Origin of the sequence: Methanoculleus sp. MH98A (assembly GCF_000691865.1) — an archaeon.
Classification (GTDB): Archaea; Halobacteriota; Methanomicrobia; order Methanomicrobiales; family Methanoculleaceae; genus Methanoculleus.
Window position 1 is genome coordinate 34,974 of sequence record NZ_JMIO01000021.1, and the last position, 17,454, is coordinate 52,427.

At 64.1% G+C, this 17,454-nt stretch carries 26 protein-coding genes and 1 other RNA gene; 15 read left to right on the forward strand and 12 right to left on the reverse strand.

Features of this window, described 5'->3' with window-relative positions; genetic code table 11:
- Nucleotides 1–89 precede the first annotated feature (89 nt).
- The gene (locus EI28_RS04255; protein WP_048112930.1) at nt 90–653 is read left to right on the forward strand and encodes a Holliday junction resolvase-like protein; all 564 of its coding nucleotides are present in this window, start codon (nt 90–92) and stop codon (nt 651–653) included.
- A 54-nt stretch (nt 654–707) separates the two neighbouring features.
- Here the strand turns inward: EI28_RS04255 and EI28_RS04260 are convergent, their stop codons facing one another.
- Nucleotides 708–1,091, reverse strand: a complete 384-nt coding sequence (locus EI28_RS04260; protein WP_231476582.1) for a DUF134 domain-containing protein — start codon at nt 1,089–1,091, stop codon at nt 708–710.
- A gap of 69 nt (nt 1,092–1,160) precedes the next feature.
- The gene (locus EI28_RS13950) at nt 1,161–1,346 is read right to left on the reverse strand and encodes a DUF5320 domain-containing protein (RefSeq protein ID WP_143706417.1); all 186 of its coding nucleotides are present in this window, start codon (nt 1,344–1,346) and stop codon (nt 1,161–1,163) included.
- 333 nt (nt 1,347–1,679) lie between these two features.
- On the opposite strand from EI28_RS13950, the gene EI28_RS04265 reads away from it, so the two are divergent.
- From EI28_RS04265 to EI28_RS04285, 5 genes are all read left to right on the forward strand, one after another.
- The gene (locus tag EI28_RS04265) at nt 1,680–3,329 is read left to right on the forward strand and encodes a SulP family inorganic anion transporter (protein WP_048112932.1); all 1,650 of its coding nucleotides are present in this window, start codon (nt 1,680–1,682) and stop codon (nt 3,327–3,329) included.
- Nucleotides 3,330–3,377: 48 nt separating this feature from the next.
- On the forward strand, nt 3,378–4,403 hold the full coding sequence (locus EI28_RS04270) for an AI-2E family transporter (RefSeq protein ID WP_048112934.1): 1,026 nt from the start codon (nt 3,378–3,380) through the stop codon (nt 4,401–4,403).
- Between the two features lie 44 nt (nt 4,404–4,447).
- Complete coding sequence (locus EI28_RS04275) at nt 4,448–5,062, forward strand: hypothetical protein (RefSeq protein WP_048112936.1); 615 nt, start codon at nt 4,448–4,450, stop codon at nt 5,060–5,062.
- Nucleotides 5,063–5,104: 42 nt separating this feature from the next.
- Complete coding sequence (locus EI28_RS04280) at nt 5,105–5,497, forward strand: STAS/SEC14 domain-containing protein (RefSeq protein ID WP_048112938.1); 393 nt, start codon at nt 5,105–5,107, stop codon at nt 5,495–5,497.
- 80 nt (nt 5,498–5,577) lie between these two features.
- Nucleotides 5,578–6,444, forward strand: coding sequence for a PHP-associated domain-containing protein (locus tag EI28_RS04285; RefSeq protein ID WP_048112941.1), 867 nt, complete (start codon nt 5,578–5,580; stop codon nt 6,442–6,444).
- Between the two features lie 6 nt (nt 6,445–6,450).
- On the opposite strand, the gene cls is transcribed toward EI28_RS04285, so the two are convergent.
- The gene (cls, locus tag EI28_RS04290; protein WP_048112943.1) at nt 6,451–7,884 is read right to left on the reverse strand and encodes a cardiolipin synthase; all 1,434 of its coding nucleotides are present in this window, start codon (nt 7,882–7,884) and stop codon (nt 6,451–6,453) included.
- Between the two features lie 125 nt (nt 7,885–8,009).
- On the opposite strand from cls, the gene EI28_RS04295 reads away from it, so the two are divergent.
- From EI28_RS04295 to EI28_RS04305, 4 genes are all read left to right on the forward strand, one after another.
- A complete protein-coding gene (locus tag EI28_RS04295) occupies nt 8,010–8,405 on the forward strand; it encodes an STAS/SEC14 domain-containing protein (protein WP_048112945.1) in 396 nt (131 codons plus the stop codon).
- A gap of 36 nt (nt 8,406–8,441) precedes the next feature.
- On the forward strand, nt 8,442–9,467 hold the full coding sequence (locus EI28_RS04300) for a hypothetical protein (protein WP_048112947.1): 1,026 nt from the start codon (nt 8,442–8,444) through the stop codon (nt 9,465–9,467).
- Between the two features lie 12 nt (nt 9,468–9,479).
- Nucleotides 9,480–9,789, forward strand: an RNA gene (gene ffs / locus EI28_RS13370) — signal recognition particle sRNA.
- A gap of 11 nt (nt 9,790–9,800) precedes the next feature.
- Nucleotides 9,801–10,754: a malate dehydrogenase gene (locus EI28_RS04305; RefSeq protein ID WP_048112949.1), complete on the forward strand. Its 954-nt coding sequence runs from the start codon at nt 9,801–9,803 to the stop codon at nt 10,752–10,754.
- A gap of 24 nt (nt 10,755–10,778) precedes the next feature.
- On the opposite strand, the gene EI28_RS04310 is transcribed toward EI28_RS04305, so the two are convergent.
- From EI28_RS04310 to EI28_RS04315, 3 genes are read right to left on the reverse strand one after another with little or no spacing between them, the layout of a single operon-like run.
- Nucleotides 10,779–11,033 carry an elongation factor 1-beta gene (locus EI28_RS04310; protein WP_048112951.1) on the reverse strand — a complete coding sequence of 85 codons (255 nt, stop codon included), beginning with the start codon at nt 11,031–11,033 and terminating at the stop codon, nt 10,779–10,781.
- A 2-nt stretch (nt 11,034–11,035) separates the two neighbouring features.
- Nucleotides 11,036–11,200: a zinc finger domain-containing protein gene (locus EI28_RS13375; RefSeq protein ID WP_082223079.1), complete on the reverse strand. Its 165-nt coding sequence runs from the start codon at nt 11,198–11,200 to the stop codon at nt 11,036–11,038.
- Between the two features lie 45 nt (nt 11,201–11,245).
- Nucleotides 11,246–11,848, reverse strand: coding sequence for a uridylate kinase (locus tag EI28_RS04315; protein WP_048112953.1), 603 nt, complete (start codon nt 11,846–11,848; stop codon nt 11,246–11,248).
- 40 nt (nt 11,849–11,888) lie between these two features.
- Between EI28_RS04315 and EI28_RS15410 the strand changes: the two genes are divergently transcribed.
- From EI28_RS15410 to EI28_RS04320, 3 genes are all read left to right on the forward strand, one after another.
- The gene (locus EI28_RS15410) at nt 11,889–12,104 is read left to right on the forward strand and encodes a hypothetical protein (RefSeq protein ID WP_369792245.1); all 216 of its coding nucleotides are present in this window, start codon (nt 11,889–11,891) and stop codon (nt 12,102–12,104) included.
- An 80-nt stretch (nt 12,105–12,184) separates the two neighbouring features.
- A complete protein-coding gene (locus EI28_RS15415; protein ID WP_369792246.1) occupies nt 12,185–12,406 on the forward strand; it encodes a hypothetical protein in 222 nt (73 codons plus the stop codon).
- Nucleotides 12,403–13,563: a phospholipase D-like domain-containing protein gene (locus EI28_RS04320; RefSeq protein ID WP_369792247.1), complete on the forward strand. Its 1,161-nt coding sequence runs from the start codon at nt 12,403–12,405 to the stop codon at nt 13,561–13,563. The genes EI28_RS15415 and EI28_RS04320 overlap by 4 nt, the downstream gene beginning before the upstream one ends.
- A 4-nt stretch (nt 13,564–13,567) precedes the next feature.
- On the opposite strand, the gene EI28_RS04325 is transcribed toward EI28_RS04320, so the two are convergent.
- Entirely contained in the window at nt 13,568–13,885 is a 318-nt protein-coding gene (locus EI28_RS04325; RefSeq protein WP_048112955.1) for a transcriptional regulator, read from the reverse strand.
- A complete protein-coding gene (locus tag EI28_RS04330) occupies nt 13,882–14,115 on the reverse strand; it encodes a winged helix-turn-helix domain-containing protein (protein WP_048112957.1) in 234 nt (77 codons plus the stop codon). Before EI28_RS04330 ends, EI28_RS04325 begins: the two co-directional genes overlap by 4 nt.
- Nucleotides 14,116–14,186: 71 nt before the next feature.
- On the opposite strand from EI28_RS04330, the gene EI28_RS04335 reads away from it, so the two are divergent.
- The gene (locus tag EI28_RS04335; protein ID WP_048112959.1) at nt 14,187–14,552 is read left to right on the forward strand and encodes a hypothetical protein; all 366 of its coding nucleotides are present in this window, start codon (nt 14,187–14,189) and stop codon (nt 14,550–14,552) included.
- 1 nt (nt 14,553) lies between these two features.
- Here the strand turns inward: EI28_RS04335 and EI28_RS04340 are convergent, their stop codons facing one another.
- From EI28_RS04340 to EI28_RS04350, 3 genes are all read right to left on the reverse strand, one after another.
- Nucleotides 14,554–14,769, reverse strand: coding sequence for a hypothetical protein (locus EI28_RS04340; protein WP_048112960.1), 216 nt, complete (start codon nt 14,767–14,769; stop codon nt 14,554–14,556).
- A 343-nt stretch (nt 14,770–15,112) separates the two neighbouring features.
- Nucleotides 15,113–15,625: a ferredoxin-thioredoxin reductase catalytic domain-containing protein gene (locus tag EI28_RS04345; protein ID WP_369792248.1), complete on the reverse strand. Its 513-nt coding sequence runs from the start codon at nt 15,623–15,625 to the stop codon at nt 15,113–15,115.
- A complete protein-coding gene (locus tag EI28_RS04350) occupies nt 15,606–15,893 on the reverse strand; it encodes a glutaredoxin family protein (RefSeq protein WP_048112962.1) in 288 nt (95 codons plus the stop codon). Before EI28_RS04350 ends, EI28_RS04345 begins: the two co-directional genes overlap by 20 nt.
- 232 nt (nt 15,894–16,125) lie before the next feature.
- Between EI28_RS04350 and EI28_RS04355 the strand changes: the two genes are divergently transcribed.
- Nucleotides 16,126–16,668 (forward strand): hypothetical protein, encoded by a 543-nt coding sequence (locus EI28_RS04355; RefSeq protein WP_155937246.1) that lies wholly within the window; start codon nt 16,126–16,128, stop codon nt 16,666–16,668.
- Nucleotides 16,669–16,800: 132 nt separating this feature from the next.
- Here EI28_RS04355 and EI28_RS14365 read toward each other — a convergent pair.
- Nucleotides 16,801–17,454 (reverse strand): hypothetical protein (locus EI28_RS14365; protein WP_231476583.1); only part of this gene is annotated, 654 nt, incomplete at its 5' end.

The window sequence follows — 17,454 nt, forward strand, 5'->3', positions numbered from 1 at the left end:
AACGGTTCCGCGAACCGGGGTTCGCCCGGTGCATTGCAGGGAACCGTTAGAAAGGCCTATCTACCGGGACGTGAGAGTTTCCTGGGACTATGATCGAATGGGCCGTAATCCTGTTGCTGTTTCTTGCTGTCTTAGTCCTATTCTACAGGTACTCCAGGATTCAGGGTCGGGTCGAGCAGAACGCACGAGAGATATTTGAATCCTGGCGCCAGAGGGAGCGAGAGGATATCGAGACCTGGAAAGAGCAGGAACTCAGGCGCCTTTCGGACGAAAAAGCAAAGATTCTGTTTGAAGCGTGGAGACAGGACGAAGAGGGGAATATCCGCACCGACGCGGTCAGGCGCAGCCAGTCGGTGACCCGGGGGAAGATCACGGAGTGCCTCATCCCGTATTTCCCGGATTTCCCCTACAATCCGAAGGATGCACGGTTTTTGGGGACGCCGGTCGATCTCATCGTCTTTGACGGACTATCCGACGCCGATGAAGTGCAGAACGTGGTGTTCGTCGAGATCAAAACGGGTAAAGCCGCCAACCTGAGTAAACGGGAACGTGCCGTCAGAGAGTGCGTCAAAGCCGGGCGGGTGCAATATTTTATTATCCACCAGTCGTTTGATGAAACCGCCAATCAACTGCGCGATATGGGAATGAACTAGTCATACGCGACCATATCGGGTTTAAACCGTTTAAAAAATACAGAGCGTATGCCCTCATCTCCGGTCAGGGCGACGGCTCAAAGGAGGCATCCTCGTCTTCCGGGCACCCCTCCTCCCGCTCGCGGCCGCACCCGACGATCCGGATCGTCTTCCCGTGCACCAGGCGTCGGCGACCTTCGCCCGCGCCCCGTGGAGGTCGCGCCAGAGGGTCTTTCGGGAGACACCGAGGGCGACGGCGGCCTCCTCCTGTGCGAGCCCCTGGAGGTCGACGAGCCGCAGGGCCTCCACCTCCTCGGGGAGGACGACGACGAACTCGCCGGGTTCCCCACAGAGCGGGCCGAAACACCGGAACGCCCCCTGATCCCCGATCATCCGGCGAACACGGGGCCGGCCCCGCTGGCGGCGGCCACGCCCCTCGCCGGGTTCTCTCTCGTTCATGCTACCGATCTCCTGAGTAGAGATCGGTCTCCCGTGCAGATAGTGCCTTCGCTCCGGCACCGGCCGCTATCACCGGCCGCCGCGACGAAAACCGCGGCCGCACCCCCACGGGATGCCGCCCCGGCCGATACCGCGAAGCACCGGCGTGGAAGATTCGCCTTCCGCCACAGACGTCCCGGGCAGGACGCACCGCCCCCGCCGGCCACCCGTCATCGGGCCACGGCCGGCCGGGCCGGTTCCATCAAATCCTGGCATGGTGTATCACCTCGATTATTACACATATGTGTAAAAATATATTAAAATATTCAATGCGGCAGATCCGGTGTTCCGGGATGTGGCGGTCGAGTCGTGGTCTAGCTGATTGTGACGCCGCCTGATCAGGGCGACGCCTTAACCGCCTGGACCAGTGTGCCTACCCGCCCTGAACGCCGCATATACAGCCCGATCGCCGTTCCACACCGATCTACTACGCCCCTCGAGCCTCGTGATCTAGCTAAAACCCTCGCCCTTCCACGGCGACGTCGTAACCACCTGGACCACAGTATCCCGGGGCAACCTATATCCCGCACCCCGCACCCACAACCGGGCATGCCCGCCGGTGAGACGAACTGGAGGAGGAGCCTCCCGGCCGACCTCGCCGCCGGGGCTACCACCGCCCTCGTCGGCATCCCGCAGGGGATGGGGTTCGCCCTCGTCGCCGGGGTCAACCCCGTCTACGGCCTCTACACCGCCGCGTTCTCGACGGCGATCGGGGCGTTCCTCACCGGCTCCACCTACCTCAAGGTGATGCTCTCAAACGTCCTCGCGGTCTCGATCTACTCGGTCCTCGCTCCCGTCCCGGAGACCGACGTCCCGGCCACCCTCTTCGTCCTCACCCTCCTCGTCGGGCTCTTCCAGCTCGGGTTCGGGCTTGTCCGGGCAGGCAGCCTGACCCGGTTCGTCTCGAACGCCGTCCTCACCGGGTTCGTCACCGGCGCGGCGCTCCTCATCGTCCTCGGCCAGCTCGGAAACCTCACCGGCCACCAACTCCCGCGGGAAGAAATCCAGATCCTCGCCATCCCCGACCTGCTCCTCCACGCGGGAGAGATCCAGCCGCAGGCGCTCTTCGTCGGCCTCCTCACCATCGCTCTCGCCCTCGCTCTCCAGCGGGTGCCGCGCCTCAACTCCGTCTCGCTCCTCCTCCCGGTCATCATCGCGGCCTTCCTCGTCAGGATCGCGTTCCCGGAAGTCGCGATCGTCGGCGACATCGCCGCCATCCCCGCCGGCCTCCCGGTACCCGTCATCCCCGACATCGCCCTCGTGCCCGGGCTCCTCGTCCCGGCGCTCGCCCTCGCCATCATCGGGCTCGTGATGGCCGTCGGGGTCACCGAGACGACCCCGGAGCCGGACGGCACCATCGCCGACGTGAACCGGGACTTCTCCGGACAGGGAATCACCAACATTCTCACGAGTTTCCTCCAGTGCGCCCCGTCGGCGGGCTCCCTCTCCGCGACGGCGCTCAACGTCGCCGCGGGGGCAGAGACCCGGGCGGCAAACCTCATCTCAGGCGCCCTCGTCGGAGCGGTCATCGTCGTCGCGGGACCGCTCGCGGAACAGATCCCCCTCCCGGCCCTCGCCGGGATCCTGATCCTCATCGGGGCCGAACTCATCTACCAGCCCCGCGAGATCGCCTGCATCTGGAGGTACTCCCGCCCCGGGCGCTGGGCGATGCTCGCCACCTTCATCTCAACCCAGGTTCTCCCGCTCCAGTACAGCATCTACATCGGCGTCATCCTCTCGCTTGCCATCTACCTGGTCACCTCCACCCGGGAGGCGACCGTGGTCCGCCTCGTTCCGGTCGAGGAGGGGATGTTCCGGGAAGAACCGGCGCCCGGACGGCTGCCGGACGACAGCATCACCGTCCTCTTGGTCTCCGGGAGCGTCTACTTCGCCACCATCCGTGCCATCGAGCGGTCGCTCCCGTCCCCGGAAGGGGCAGAGGGCGCCGTCGTCATCCTCGCCCTCTCCCGAAGGGTCGAGGCCGGAACCGGGCTTTTCAGGATGCTGGCGCGCTACGCCCGGAAGGTCACGGCCGGGGGGAACCGGCTCATCCTCGCCGAGGTCGACCCCCGCCTCCTTGCAGGACTTGAAGAGGGAGGCGTAACCGGGGCCATCGGCCCCGGGAACATCTTCCCTGCGACACCGGTCATCGGCGAGTCGCTCCGGGTGGCTATCCGGGCGGCGGAGGCCGGAGCGTGAGAGCCCTGCCGGAAAACTCTTTCCCTGTGGAGCACCCATACCGTTCCTGTGAACATCGCCGGGAACCTCCCTCCCCCTGCCCGCATCGCGATCGTCGGGGCGGCGGTCATCATCGTGCTCGCGGGGATACGGGTGGCCACACCGATCCTCGGCCCGCTCCTCGTCGCCGTCTTCTTCGCAATGATCACCGCCCCCGCCATGAGATGGCTGACCCGGCGGGGAGTTCCCCCGCTCCTCGGTGCCGCAACGGTAGTCGCGGGGCTCATCGGGATCTTCGCCGGAATGATCATCTTCCTCGGTGCGGCCTTTACCGGGTTCATCCGAACCCTTCCGCAGTACCAGGCGAGCCTCGAAGCCCAGGCGGCCGTCCTCACCGACTATGGCATCGATATCGGCAGATTCACGATATGGGATTACATCGACCAGGGGCTCGTCTTCCAGCAGGCGACCGAACTTGCCCGGCAGATCGGGAGCATCGCCGTCGACGTCTTCCTCGTCTTCGTCGGGATCGGGTTCCTTCTCCTGGAAGGACCCCGTCTTGCGGCGGTTCTCGCGCGCTACCTGGGAGCGGAGAGCACCCCCTACCGGCACCTATCGCAGTCAGGTGCAATCCTCATCGACTACGTGGTGGTCAGGACGAAGGTGAACCTGATCACCGGCGTCGGGACCTGGCTCTTTCTCACCCTCCTCGGGGTCGACTTCGCGGTGCTCTGGGGGTTCATCGCCTTCGTCCTGAGTTACGTCCCCTACATAGGCCTGGTCGTGGCCGCGATCCCCCCCACCCTCCTCGCGCTCATCGAGTTCGGGCCGGCCGGGGCGGTTGCCGTCATCGCTGCCGTCGCCCTCATCGACGCCGCTGCAGAAAACCTCTTCCTCCCCCGGATAGCCGGGCGGGAACTCAACCTCTCCCCGTTCGTCGTCCTCTTCTCCGTCATCTTCTGGGGATTCATCCTCGGTGCGGTCGGTATCTTTCTCGCCATACCGCTGACGATCGCGGTGAAACTCTTCCTCGAGAGCTGGGAAGAGACCCGGTGGATCGGGGAGATGATGGGCAACGGTGACCCGGGGAGGTAGCGGCGGCACAAGATGTTTACAGGACGCCGCCCAACCCGTGATCCATGAAGAGACCTGCCGGCCTCTACCTCGCCTACCTCTTCCAGTTCCTCATCGCCGCAAACATCCTCCTCGCGCTCTCGCTCGGCGAATACTCGCAGGTCTTTACCGGCGTCATCGCGCTCGGCCTGACCCTGGTTCCCGCCGTCGTTACCCGCCGGTGGAGCATCACGCTCCCCTGGCAGGTCAACCTCCTCATAGTCCTCTCGCTCTACCTCCACATCGCCGGCGAGAGCCGGGGGTTCTACATGCTCTACTACCCCTACTACGACAAGATCGCCCACCTCATCTCCGGTATAACCGTCTCGGTGCTCGCCTTCGTCATCGTCCTGCTGCTCGACCGGTTCAGCAGGTTGAACCTCTCCCGGTGGATGATCGTCGGGTTCGTCGTCATCGCCGCGATGGCGATGGAAGGGTTCTGGGAGATTTACGAGTGGCTCTTCGACACCTTCCTCGGGACGAACCTCCAGCACGGGCTCGATGACACCATGCTCGATATGATCTTCGTCCTCATCGGGTCGGTCATCGTCGCACTCGCCGGGAACCGTTACCTCTCACGGTTCTCAAAGGAGGAGATCACCGGCAGGCTGGTGGTCCCGGAAGAGGGGCCGGTCGAATGACGGCCGGAACCTTTTTTTAATCCGCCCCGGAGAGGGGGCGCCATGCTCGAAGGGATCGCAACAGGTGCGGAAAACGTCGTCGGGTTCCGGTTCGACGGCGAGATGACGGCAGGAGATTACGACGGGACGCTGATCCCGGCGCTCGAGGACGCAAAGAGAAGCCAGCCGGTGCTCCGGATACTCTTTCACATCGTGAACTTTCACGGCTGGAAGTCGCACGGCTACTGGGAGAGGCTCAAGGACTGGCCGGGGATGGAGAAGGTCGATCGGATCGCGATCGTCGGCGGGGAGAAGTGGGAAGAGTGGATGAACCACCTGCCGGGACTCTTCGTGGGATTTACGGGTATCGACGTCCGCTATTTCACCGAAGGCCACCTGGACGGCGCCATCGGCTGGCTGCGGGAGCCGATACCCGCTGAACCGGAGATGAGATAGGTGCCGGCCCGGCCCGTTCCCGGAGAACAGGCAACCCTTTTTCATCCCGGGCGACCTATCGGTGATCAGACAGACACCCCATGCAGTATTATAAAGATATCGTATTCCAGAAACCCCTGCCCGAAGAGATCCGGCGCCTCGGGCTGTTCCCGGCGGACCTTCACTTTCATACCCGGCACTCCGACTCCGCCACCCGTGTGCGTGATGCGCTGAAACTCGCGGCACGGCAGGGAATCGGGCTTGCGATTACCGACCATAACCAGGTCGGCGGCGTCTCCGAGGCACAGCGGCAGGGTATCCGGGTTCCCCTCGTCCCCGGGATCGAGGTCAGCGCCAACGACGGCCCGCACATCCTGCTCTACTTTTACTCGGCGTCCGACCTGCGGGACTTCTACCGGCGCCACGTCGAGAGAAATCGGAGGAACGGCCCGTTCACTGCGATACGCCTCGATACCGCCGAGATCCTCGACCGTCGGGAAGGCTACGCCTGTATCGCCGCCGAGGCGCACCCCTGCGGCTACGCCTTCCTGAACCGGGGAGTCGAGCGGTGCGTCGCCGGTGAGTGCATCGGCGAAGAGGTCTTCTCGCGCCTCGACGCCCTCGAGGTGATCTGCGGCGGGATGGCCCGGAGCCACAACCTGAAGGCGGCCGGGCTCGCCGTCGCCCACGGTCTCGGGCGGACCGGCGGAACCGACGGCCACCTCCTCTTCGAACTCGGGGGGGTCGTCACCTGCGCCGAGGCCGATACCGTCGAAGAGCTCCTGGACGCCATCCGGGCAAAAAAGACCGTCATCATCGGGCGCGAGCGGCCGCTCTTCGAGAAGGCGGTGATGGGGACCGCGGTCCTCCCGCACCATCTCCCCTACACCGTCCCCATCCTCCAGGCCCGCTGGGAGCAGGGCCTCCCCCGGATCAGGAAGTTCGTCGAAGGGCGGCTGAACCGGTGAAGGGTCTCACCCGAGCGGCGAGAAGAGGCGGGAGACCGACTCCTTCACCCGGACGCCGAGAGGGCGCGCCAGGTAGGTCTCCGGCGTGATCTCGGTGCAGATGGCAAGATCCTCCTCGAACGCCCGCACGAGATCCGCCCCGACGGCCGCGTCGTAGAAGAACGCGTTTGCCTCGAAGTTCAGCCGGAAACTCCGGACGTCCCAGTTCGCGCTCCCGACCGAACACGCTTTTTTGTCGACGACGATCGTCTTCGCGTGGAGAAACCCCCCGTCGTAGGTGTAGGCCCGCACCCCGGCATCCAGCAGGTCGCCGATGAACGAGAGGGTCGCCCAGTAGACGAACGGGTGATCGGGCTTGCAGGGGATCATGATCCGGACATCGACCCCGGAGAGCGCCGCGAGCCGCAGGGCGTCGGCGACGCTCTCGTCCGGTATGAAGTAAGGCGTCTGGATGCAGATCGATTCCCGGGCGGAGTTGATCAGTTTGAGGTAGCCCTCCTTTATCGGGTTCCACCGGGTATCCGGGCCGCCGGAGACGATCTGGATGGGCGTCGTGCCGGGAGTGCTCTCCCGGGGAAAGTAGCAGGTCTCGAGGCCCGGATACTCGCCGGTCACGTAGTGCCAGTCGAGGAAGAACCGGAGCTGGAGCATCCGGACGGCTTCTCCCGTGATCCGGACGGCGGTATCGCGCCAGCGGCCGAGCGGCCCCTTCCCGAGATAATCGTCACCGATGTTGAACCCGCCGATGAACCCTATCTCCCCGTCGATGACGGCGATCTTTCGGTGATTGCGGTAGTTTATCCGGTAAACCGAGGGAAAGAAGACGCCGATCTTCCCCCCCGCGTCCGCCAGTTCAAAGAACGCCTTCCGCGACCCGCCCCCGGCCCGGGAGCCCATCGCATCGAAGAGGAGACGGACCTCGACGCCCGCCCGCGCCTTCTCTGCAAGGGCACGGACGACCGCCCGCCCGAGTTCGTCGTCGTTGATGACGAAGTATTCCAGGTGGATGCTATGGCGTGCTCCCCGGATCGCGGCAAAGAGCGCGTCGAACTTATCCTCGCCCCGGGTGTAGACGTCGACCCGGTTCCCCTCGGTCAGGTAGGCCCGGTTGTTCCGGAGGAGGAGGAAGATTGCGTCGCGGAACTCCTCCGCCGCCGGGGTGGTGAACCGGTGATGATTGCCGGCGAGCGCCCGGTGCTGTTCCTCGAAGGTTTCCTGGAGAAAACAGCGGTCCTCATGCTGTTTGACGACGAACATCCTCTGCCGGGTGTAGTTCTGCCCGAAGAAGAGGTAGAGAGCGAACCCGACAGGGGGCAGCAGGAAGAGAACGACCAGCCAGGCCGTCGTCGCTGTCGGGTTTCTCCGCTCGAAGAAGACAATCGTGACGGCAAACACGATGTTGAGCGCCAGGATGAACCCTATCGAGACCAGCAGTTCCACTCGAGAGACCCCCTGTCGGAACAGGACGTTCCCGTCTATCTCCCCGCAGGGTATATACATACCCGGCGGGATATCACCGGCGGTCAGCCATACCTTTTTTTCTTCAGAGGGCTATAGGGGCACCCATGCTTGACCGGATGAAGGAAAGTTCGGGAAGTGTTCTCGGGTTCCGGTTCGACGGAAAGTTGAGCGAGAGTGATTACGCCACCGTCCTGATCCCGGAACTGGAACGCGCGATGCAAGAAAATCGGAACGTCCGGATCCTCTTAAAGATCGAGGGGTTCCGCAGCTGGAGGCCGGGGGAGGGCTGGGAAGCCTTCAAGCAGTGGCCCGGGATGGAGAGGGTCGACCGGATTGCCGTCGTCGGCGGAGAGCGGTGGCGGGAATGGATGAACCACCTGCCGGGGCTCTTTGTCGGTTTTAACGGGGTCGACGTGCGCTACTTCCCGGAGACCCGCCTCCGGGACGCCTGGGGCTGGCTTCGCGAAGGGCTCGTAGTCACGGCGCCGCGGGCGGCGTGAAACGCCTATATACCGCGGGCTCCAACACAATCGTGTATGCATTGTCCGATCTGCGGGCACGACTGCGTCACTGACGCCCGCACACTCTTCGCGGAACTTCCGGGCCGTTTCGCCCCGTGCCCCGACTGCATGGGACTCGTCTACGACAAGAGGAGCCCGCCCCCCGACCTCTCTCCCGCCGAACCCTGCCCCTCCTGCGCCAGGCGGTTCATCGACGAGGTTTTCGCCCATATCTACCGGGTGATGGCCGCCGAAGGGGATCTTGCCGGGACCGAACCCCTCGCCGCGGCCGGAACCCCGCTCGTTCATCCCGGGTTCGCCATGCGCTCCGCCCCCTACCTCCCACCCGATTCGCTCGTCCTCCTCTCCCGGTCGGCCGGGAAGCATGCCGCCGCCCGTCTGGTCGCCGAGGTTCCGGAGGTCCGGGGCGTCGTCAGGACGGGTGCCGGAGCACCGGGGATCAGCGATACCGATGCCGAACCTGCCGGGCACACCCTGCTTGCCGGATGCGACGTCCGGGCCGACGTCTTCCCGACCCGCGCGGGACCCGTCGCCGTCTACAAGCAGCAGTCTGCCCTGCACGTCGAGTTCCCCCGGGACCGGGACGAAAAGATCTTCTCGCTCGAGCGCGAGATTGACCGGCACCGCCCCCGGACGTTCGTCGACGCCTGCTCCGGCGCCGGCACCCTCGGCCTCGCCGCCGCCCGGGCGGGAGTACCCCATGTGATTGCGAACGACGCCTGGTACGCGGCTGCCTACTGGACCGCCTGCAACTTCCGGGTGAACCGGGAGTTCCTCGGTATCGGGGAGGTGGCGATGCACCGGTCATACGACGACCTCCGCCGCCGGCCGGTCGCGCGGGACCCCATCAGGGTCGCCACCGCCGCCGGGGCGCAGGAGATCGAGGTCTACCATGGGGATCTGCAACTGCTTTCGACCGTCCTCCCGCCCCAAATCGACCTTACCGCCCTCGACCCCTTCGAGAAAGCGGACGCCGGGAAGGTCGAAGAGATCACCGGGGTCTGGCGGGCTCAGGTGGGCGGAGCTATTTTTATCCCATAGACTCCAGTATATACGGGGACTAGCCCGGGTGGCTCGGCGTCACCTGTTACCCGAAACCGTCGTCGGCGGGGGGCGAAGTCTGAGGAAGGCCGCAGCGGCCTGCAGGATCCTCTGCGTCCCGACTGAGAAGCCTCGTCCCATGAGGTCGGCGGAAAGGGATCAATGCCCCGGAGGGGGCGGCGACCTTTTGCCGCGGGTACCGGTTCAGGCCCGGAAGGGAGCAGACTTACCGTGGACGTTCGGCGCCCATGGGGTTGCGGGGTGGAGGAGGGATGCTGCGGTGAATGCTTGTGCGCACGGTCGACCAAGGACGTGTCCCCAACGGCGATTTCCATGGCAAAAGTAACGATTCTCGGGGCTACAGGGAACGTCGGCGTATTTGCGGCCCACACCATATCCGAGATCCCGTACGTCAGCGATATGCTGCTCGTCGGGAGGCCCGGACGCGAAGATTTTCTCGCGGGCTGCTGCCGTGACTTATCCGACTCGTTCGCTGCACGAGGCACTGACGTCCGCCTCTCGTACGGTACGAGCGTTCTCGACGCAAAAGACTCGGATGTCATCATCTGCACGGCAGGCGTACCCCGCCGGCCCGGCCAGGACAGGAACGACCTGGCCTTTGAGAACGCAAAGATCATTGCCGAGACCGCCGAGACGATCGGCCGGTCATCGCCCGACGCCATTCTCTTTCTCGTGACAAATCCCGTCGACGTCATGACAGCCGTCGCCCTGAAATACTCGGGGCTTCAGCCGAGACAGATCTTCGGCCTCGGAACGCATCTCGATTCGATGCGCTTGAAATCCCTTATCGCGCACTACTTCCGGGTCCACGTCAGCGAGGTGCATACCCGTATCATCGGCGAGCACGGCGACAGCATGGTTCCGCTCTGGTCGGCGACGACGATCGGCGGCATCCGGATAAGCAACCTGCCCACCTTCTCGGGACTGCCCGTGCAGGAGATGATCGAGGCCGTCAGAACGAGCGGCGAGGCGATCATCAGGGATAAGGGGTCTACCGTCCACGGGCCGGGAGAAGCGATTGCAACCCTGGTAAAGACGATCCTCGGGGACGAGAACCGTATCCTCACCGTCTCAAGCTACATCAAAAGTGAGATCCACGGGATCGGCGACGTCTGCATCGGCGTACCCGCCCGCATCAACCGGGACGGCGTCTTTCCGGTTCCGCTCAGCCTCGAAGAGAACGAAGTCGTCGGGTTCCGCGAGTCGGTCAAGAAGATCCGCAAGGTCACTGCCGACGTGATGGAACGGCTCGAAGAAGTTCGTTAGAAAAGTGGGTATCGAAAGTCCCACTTACACAAGAGTGGATTCAACGATCTCGGCGCTTGCGACGCCTTCTATCTTCTGGAGCGCCGCTTCGACCTCATCGGGAGCCCCGGCTTTGTCGGGGACGACTACGGCGGCTTTCAATGCCACGAGACCGAAGCCGATCGGCTCTTCCCGGATATCGTCGACCGGGACGGCCGCCTTGACCGCCGCTTTGAGCGCTTCACGGTCGACTTCCGGGGATTCCGGCATTATCTTCACGATTATGGCTACGTTTCCCATGGTTATGGCCCCTGGAACCCGCACTTCGGGCATGTATACCCTATGCTCTGTTCCCTGCACCGGTAGCATCGGCTGATCTCGTGCGCGCACACCGGGCACGGGAACCAGGTGGAACCGCCCTCGGCCAGTGTGGCGTTGCAGGAGGTACATCGGTCTCTCGTTGTCATCGTTGCTTCCTCGAATGTTAACTTATCATATCGCCGCCGCAGCAATTAAAATCTCGGATCGACGAGAGTCCCGACGACCGGCTCGTCACGGAGCGCACCGCGGACGCGATCGCCGTGCCTGCCGTTGACCACCCGGGCCCGGAGGTCGTGATCGAAGACAAACCGGATGAACGCGGGATCGACATCGTCGGAGACGAGCGAGGGATCCTCGACGCGTGCGAGGAGCCTCCGGCGGTGGTGGATGCCGTCGACCGATTTCAGGAGAAGCAGGTCGGCCGAGAGTTCGCGGGCGACCCAGGCGGCGATGGTGTCGGAGGTGACGTTCCAGGTGTGGGGGAGGGGATCGATCTCGCGGAGAGCGCAGTAGGGGAGGAGGACCGTCGCCTCCGCGGGAGGCGCGAGGGCGGAGGTTGCCGGGATGCCGTGCGAGGCGATGTACCACGCAAACTGCTCCATGCCGGCGATCGCCATCCAGTGGGCGGCGTCCTCGGAGACGTCGAGCCGTCGGACGAGGTCGGCGAACTTCCCGCCGCCGGGCACGATCAGCACCGGGCGTCCGGCCTCCCTGAAGATGTCGAGCAGGGGGACGACCCGGTTGAAGAGGCTTCCGCCCACCTTGACGACCAGCGGGGATGCGGGCAAAGTCATATCGCTCTGCTATTAAACCGGAGAAGACATAACCCTGCGTATGCGCCGGATCGCCGCCGCCGTCCTGCTCCTCTGCCTCCTTGCCGGCACGGCCGGGGGTATCCAGATCGTCGAGTTCTGCCCGGACCCCTACCTCTCCGGCGACCCCGACGAGTACCTGGTGCTCGAGGAACGGGGATCCTCGACGGCTACGTCCTCTCGGACGGTGAGGGCGGCTACCGGTTCCCGCCCGGAACGCGGATCGGCGGACGGCTGACGGTCGCGAGGAGCGGGCCCGCGTTCGAGCAATCGCACGGCCACCTCCCCGACTTCGAGATCGAGGCGCGGACGCCGGCCGTGCCGGACGTGATCCCGAACGGGAACCTCCTGATGGCAAACCGGGCGGACGAACTCCTCCTCTACCGGGGAACCACCCTCGTCCAGCAGATCGCCTGGCCCGGCGACGTCCGTCCCCGGGAAGGCAGATTCACTACTTCGAGGACGGCGTCTGGGACCCGCGCCCGCTCTCTATCGGTCAGTCCCGCCTCAAGCCCCAAACGTTCGAGGGCGTCGCGGTGACCGCGTTCGTCGCCCCGGACTGCTCCTACGAGGTCTTCGCGGCGGCCGTCACGGAGGCGGAGTGCGAGATCCTGGTGAATGTCTACGAGTTCACCGACGAAAAGATGGCAAACGACCTCATCTGCGCCCTTGATAGAGGCGTAGCCGTGACCGTCCTCCTCGAGGGCGGTCCGGTGGGCGGCGTCTCGCCGGAGGGGCGCGCCGTCGCGGGCGCCCTCAACCGGAGCGGCATCCCGGTTCTCTCGATGACGACGACCGATGCCGCCCACGCAAAATACCGCTACGACCACGCCAAGTATCTCGTCATCGACGGAAGCACCGTCCTCGTCGGGAGCGAGAACTTCAAGCCCGGCGGCTACCCGGCGGCGGGGCTGCAGGGCAACCGCGGGTGGGGGGTCCTCCTGAAAGACCCCGAACTCACGGCCTACTTCCGCGAGGTCTTCCTCTTCGATGCGGCGGGCGGCGACATCGTCCCGCTCGAGGGCACGGCGGCCGAACTCTACACGCCCTGGGCACCCGACTATGAGATCGAGTTCGCTCCCTGCCGCGCGGAGGGGGCGCGGGTGACGCCGGTCGTATCCCCGGATACGAGCGTCCTCATCCTCGAACTGATCGAGGGGGCAGAGGAGAGCATCGCGATCGAGCAGGCCTACATCACGAACGAGACCGCCTGTGACTTCAACCCCTATCTCGCGGCCGCGATCGACGCCTCCCGGCGGGGCGTTGCGGTGCGGGTGCTCCTCGACGCCGCCTGGTTCAACACGGAGGGCGACGCCGACAACGACGAGATGGTCGAACTCATCAACCGGCTTGCCGCGGCCGAAGGGCTGCCGCTCGAGGCCCGGCTCGCCGACCTCGAAGCGAACAACCTGGCGAAGATCCACAACAAGGGCGTCATCGTCGACGGCCGGGCGGTGCTCGTCAGCAGCATCAACTGGAACGCCAACTCACCGGCGTTCAACCGCGAAGCGGGCGTGATCGTCGAGCATCCGGAGATCGCCGCGTATTACCTGGCTGTCTTCAATGACGACTGGGACGCTTCGAACAGGAGTAAAGCGAGCGGCGCTCCGGGAACCGACCGGCTCAAAATAGCGGCGGCGGCATGTATACTCGCCGCGCTGACGGGGCTCTACCTCTACCGGCGGAAGCGCACCTGATACCTCACCGTTCGTTGGAAAGATCGGCGGAGCGGCAGACGTCGCAGATGGTTATCGTCCCTTCGCCCGAGGCGACGGCAGAAACCCATCTCTCAATGACCGATTCCAGGTTTTCGGGAAGGTCTTCCCGGTTAAATCCGCGCTTCCGGCTCATGTACTGGGATATCGCTGCCCTGCTGATTCCGAGGCGCTTTGAGGCCTCACTCTGGCTGATCCCGCGCTCGTTCACCAGGCGGTAGACCATCTCGGCGCGCATCTGAGGGAGCAGCCTTCGCGCGAGGGTGTCGCACCGCATAATGTCGCAGGAGAAAGGCTCGGTCATTGCGCAGACACCATCTGGGAGTCTTTGTACTCGTAGAGGATCTGCCGGGCATCCCTGAAGTTAAACTTCTCCACGATCATGTCGTTATCCTTGAGTCGCTTTAACGCATAGCGGACGGTGCGAGGGGCAAGACTGCTGAGGCGGACGAGCTCCTTGTGGGTCAGGGCACCCCCGTCCTCGAGCAGGAGGAGGATCTTTCTCGAGGAGGGGGGAAGGTTCACATCATCCATACAGGGTAGTTAACACTGTTAACATATCAAACTGACGGAAGTTATTAGCCCGGGAGTCGATAGGATTTACCATGCTGGAACGGCAGGAGAAAACGGCACTTGCCGCCCTCGTATGCGTCGTCGGGATCGTGCTTGCGGCACACGTCCTCTTCGACGCCGTCGGACGATCGCTGGTGGCGGAGCCGTATTCACAGGAGGTCCCGGACGGGGCGCTGGTTCTCCTCGAGGGAAGCATCGAAGAGATCAGGACGACTTCGACCGGCGGACACCTGATCCTCACCGTCAACGGCACCGCGGTCTTCCTGCCGGAGAACGTGGTCGCCGGGCTCGAACTGCACGAAAACGAGAACGTAACGCTGTACGGGGTCGTTCAGACCTATCGCGGGAAACGGGAGGTGGTGGTGGCCTCCTCCGGGGACATCCGGGTGCTGAAATGAACTACTTCGTCTTCGTGTAGAAGATATCGGCGTCGTCGCCATCTCCGAAGAGGGGCTGTCCCCGCCGGGGCTTCCCGCGGCTTTCTTCCTTCTTCGCAGACTCCCGTTCGGGCTCCCGGCGATCAGGGGTCGGGGTCTCGTCGGGCTTCTTCTTCCGCCCCCCCTCCACGCCGGAACCGGAAGGGAGGTCTCCGTCATTGATCCGCACGCTCGGCATACAGGATAATCACCCTGTCCGATATATGACACCTCTGGATCGCCCGGCGGTCACGTGAGGTTTTTTCCGGTATAGCGCGGTTCATCTCCTCCTTCGGCCGGGTGAGGGGGCCGGGGGGAGGGGGAAGAATGCATCTGATCGGATTTCACCGCACGGCGCGCCGCCGCGCGGGGTTTGCACGGCAGAAAATCCAAAAAGCATCATCTCTCCGCAGCGGGACATGCGGCCATCACGAGATGGGCGGTAATTCGGACCGGGAGCGGCGGCGCGGGTATCGGGGTCGCGCTCCGGCCCCGGTCATCCGGGAGCGCGGTACCCGCGTTCTACGCCTGCCCTGCCCGGCTCACATGAACCGCTCGAACCGGTCGCGGGAGACCCGGCAGATGGGGCAGGTCTCGGGCGGCTCGTTCCGGGCGCAGAGGTAGCCGCAGACCCGGCACCGCCAGACCGGATACTTCAGGGTTCCCGGTGCGCGGCCCGCCGCAACGCGCTCCTCTTTCTGCCGATCGCGCTCCGCAGGCCCCGGCCGGCGTTCCGGGACGGGGGCAGCGGCACGCTTCCCGCTCTCCACATCGGCGGTGACGTAGAGCGCGCAGTAGCAGGCCCCGTAATCGGCGAGATCGGGGTCCCGGTAGTCGCAGGGACAGATGATGTCGAGGTCGTCGTCCCGGTCTCCCGAAGCAAGCCTGCAGGGGCAGGAGATGTAGCCGTAACGCTCCCGGTTCGCAAGCAGACCCCTGACGAGATCGCGGGTGAACCCCCGGTCGGGATTGAGGTGGTATCCGCCGGCCTCCGCCTCGGCTTCGAGGTCGCGCATGAGCCGGTCCACCTCGCCGTCACTCACTATGCCGGGCACCGACCGCCTCCCGGATCTCCTCTTCCCTGAACCCCACGATCACCTTCGCCTCGTCGATGACGACCGTCGGAAACGAGACCCGGGGGTTCCAGCGTTCGACCTCCCGGACCACGCGATCGCGCTCCTCGCCTGCAAGCAGATCCACATAGACGTACGAGAACCCGACGCCGAGGTCGGTGAGAAGTTCCTTTGTCCGGGCACACCACCCGCAGGTGCTCAGGGCGTAAAGCACCACTCTGCCGCGGTCGACTCCAGGCACGCGCTGCATCTCTACCAAACAACTTCCTCCGTCTCACCCCGCTACGGGGGCCGAAGGTAAGTAGCTTGCCCCGGCGCAGGGTGGTCAGGAAGCGGGCTTGAGGAGAAGGAACAGGCCGGCGCCGCAGGGGAGAGAGAACAGACGGGGTATTCCCGTAAAGAGGAATGCCCGGCCGGACGGCCGGGCCCGGGTAACTTCTTATCCTGCCGTGCAGGAAGAAGGGAGTGAGGTGAAAGGAGGCATGAGTCTCAGAAGATTTGCCGGAATCGCGGCCGCGCTCGTGCTCGCGGCATGCATCTGCGGTACGGCCGCCGCACAGCAGACGGGCATCGGCGAGATCGGGACCGTCGCCGCCAACGAGACGGTCACCATCGGCGGGACGACGAACCTCGCCCCCGGCAACCGCCTGCTCGTTACGGTGACGCCGATCGGGTTCGGCCCGGGGAACGCCTCGGTGCAGGGAGGGACGTCGGGGACGGCCGTCGTAGAGGAGGGGGACGACACCGCGAACTCCTGGTCGTTTGACGTGGACACGACCGGGTTCGAGCCCGGGGAGTACAGCGTGACCGTGGAGTGGGTCGAGGGCGACGCCACCGCAAGCACCACCTTCACCGTCGTCGAGGCGGCGGCGGTGACCCCGACACCGACGGTGACCCCGGCCGCCACCACGCCGTCGACGACGACGGTGACGACGACCCCCACGCCGACCGCGGCAGGACCCGCTCTCCCGGCGGCGGCTGCCCTCGCGGCAGGGCTGGCGGGCTACCTGGTGCGGCGGCGGTAGGGGAACGCAGCCATTTTTACCGTTACGCCTAACGACTTCCTTCTCTTCGCGCCTTGCGCGAGCCCGGGTCACCATGACTGTCGCGGGTTAGAGCCCTGGCGTGTCTTTGCACCCAAAACCGCAGGCCTATGGTTAGCGGTAGGAGAGGTGCTTTGTATAGAAGCTTCCTCTTTTCCTCATGCTTCTTAATCTGCTCAACGCAGATCCCGGCTGAAGCAACTCGATATTATACCTCTGTTTAAGAGTATCTCTAACTTCTCTGCGCAGTTTGTCATCTTTGGTGACAAAACACTCTGCCCGGACAAGGATGGCAGTTGTTAACAGAATTGCATCCTGGGTTTCAATCCCCTTACTGCTGAAGATCAGCCACGCGAATATCTCGGAGAAGTTATCTCCGTTCTCTCCAGGCTCATCTGAAAGTGGCACGATTGCGCCATTTTCAAACAATACATCGAACGTACTCTGGATCTTTGCATAGATAGCTTCCGTACATTCATCAGGAATCTCAGGGAAATTTCTCCCGTCACGCCAGCGGGAGATGGGCAGGCCGTTTTTGAAAAGGATTATCGTCCGTAGTTCATCTCTTATGGCAGAAAAAAGCTCGTTTAGGGCGAGATACGATATATAAAAGTCACAAAGAGGTTTTTTATGCTGTTGTGAGATGACCTCATCGATAAACGATATCGACTGCGAATATCTGGCCAGATAGACCTCTTTGAACTCTTCAGATAACCCGTATCGATCGCAAAAAAGAGTTAAAACACCACTGTTGTGCATTACCCAGGG

Bases quoted from the DNA above. Each gene is read 5' to 3' on its own strand.
- EI28_RS04260 (WP_231476582.1), bottom strand. From the start codon at position 1,091: ATGAACGAGAGAGAACCCGGCGAGGGGCGTGGCCGCCGCCAGCGGGGC.
- EI28_RS04255 (WP_048112930.1), top strand. From the start codon at position 90: ATGATCGAATGGGCCGTAATCCTGTTGCTGTTTCTTGCTGTCTTAGTC.
- EI28_RS04280 (WP_048112938.1), top strand. From the start codon at position 5,105: ATGCTCGAAGGGATCGCAACAGGTGCGGAAAACGTCGTCGGGTTCCGG.
- EI28_RS04300 (WP_048112947.1), top strand. From the start codon at position 8,442: ATGCATTGTCCGATCTGCGGGCACGACTGCGTCACTGACGCCCGCACA.
- EI28_RS04330 (WP_048112957.1), bottom strand. From the start codon at position 14,115: ATGGATGATGTGAACCTTCCCCCCTCCTCGAGAAAGATCCTCCTCCTG.
- EI28_RS04295 (WP_048112945.1), top strand. From the start codon at position 8,010: ATGCTTGACCGGATGAAGGAAAGTTCGGGAAGTGTTCTCGGGTTCCGG.
- EI28_RS04355 (WP_155937246.1), top strand. From the start codon at position 16,126: ATGAGTCTCAGAAGATTTGCCGGAATCGCGGCCGCGCTCGTGCTCGCG.
- EI28_RS15410 (WP_369792245.1), top strand. From the start codon at position 11,889: ATGCGCCGGATCGCCGCCGCCGTCCTGCTCCTCTGCCTCCTTGCCGGC.
- EI28_RS04350 (WP_048112962.1), bottom strand. From the start codon at position 15,893: ATGCAGCGCGTGCCTGGAGTCGACCGCGGCAGAGTGGTGCTTTACGCC.
- EI28_RS04310 (WP_048112951.1), bottom strand. From the start codon at position 11,033: ATGGGAAACGTAGCCATAATCGTGAAGATAATGCCGGAATCCCCGGAA.
- EI28_RS04325 (WP_048112955.1), bottom strand. From the start codon at position 13,885: ATGACCGAGCCTTTCTCCTGCGACATTATGCGGTGCGACACCCTCGCG.
- EI28_RS04265 (WP_048112932.1), top strand. From the start codon at position 1,680: ATGCCCGCCGGTGAGACGAACTGGAGGAGGAGCCTCCCGGCCGACCTC.
- EI28_RS04340 (WP_048112960.1), bottom strand. From the start codon at position 14,769: ATGCCGAGCGTGCGGATCAATGACGGAGACCTCCCTTCCGGTTCCGGC.
- EI28_RS13950 (WP_143706417.1), bottom strand. From the start codon at position 1,346: ATGCCAGGATTTGATGGAACCGGCCCGGCCGGCCGTGGCCCGATGACG.
- EI28_RS13375 (WP_082223079.1), bottom strand. From the start codon at position 11,200: ATGACAACGAGAGACCGATGTACCTCCTGCAACGCCACACTGGCCGAG.
- EI28_RS04285 (WP_048112941.1), top strand. From the start codon at position 5,578: ATGCAGTATTATAAAGATATCGTATTCCAGAAACCCCTGCCCGAAGAG.
- EI28_RS04305 (WP_048112949.1), top strand. From the start codon at position 9,801: ATGGCAAAAGTAACGATTCTCGGGGCTACAGGGAACGTCGGCGTATTT.
- EI28_RS04315 (WP_048112953.1), bottom strand. From the start codon at position 11,848: ATGACTTTGCCCGCATCCCCGCTGGTCGTCAAGGTGGGCGGAAGCCTC.
- EI28_RS04275 (WP_048112936.1), top strand. From the start codon at position 4,448: ATGAAGAGACCTGCCGGCCTCTACCTCGCCTACCTCTTCCAGTTCCTC.
- EI28_RS04335 (WP_048112959.1), top strand. From the start codon at position 14,187: ATGCTGGAACGGCAGGAGAAAACGGCACTTGCCGCCCTCGTATGCGTC.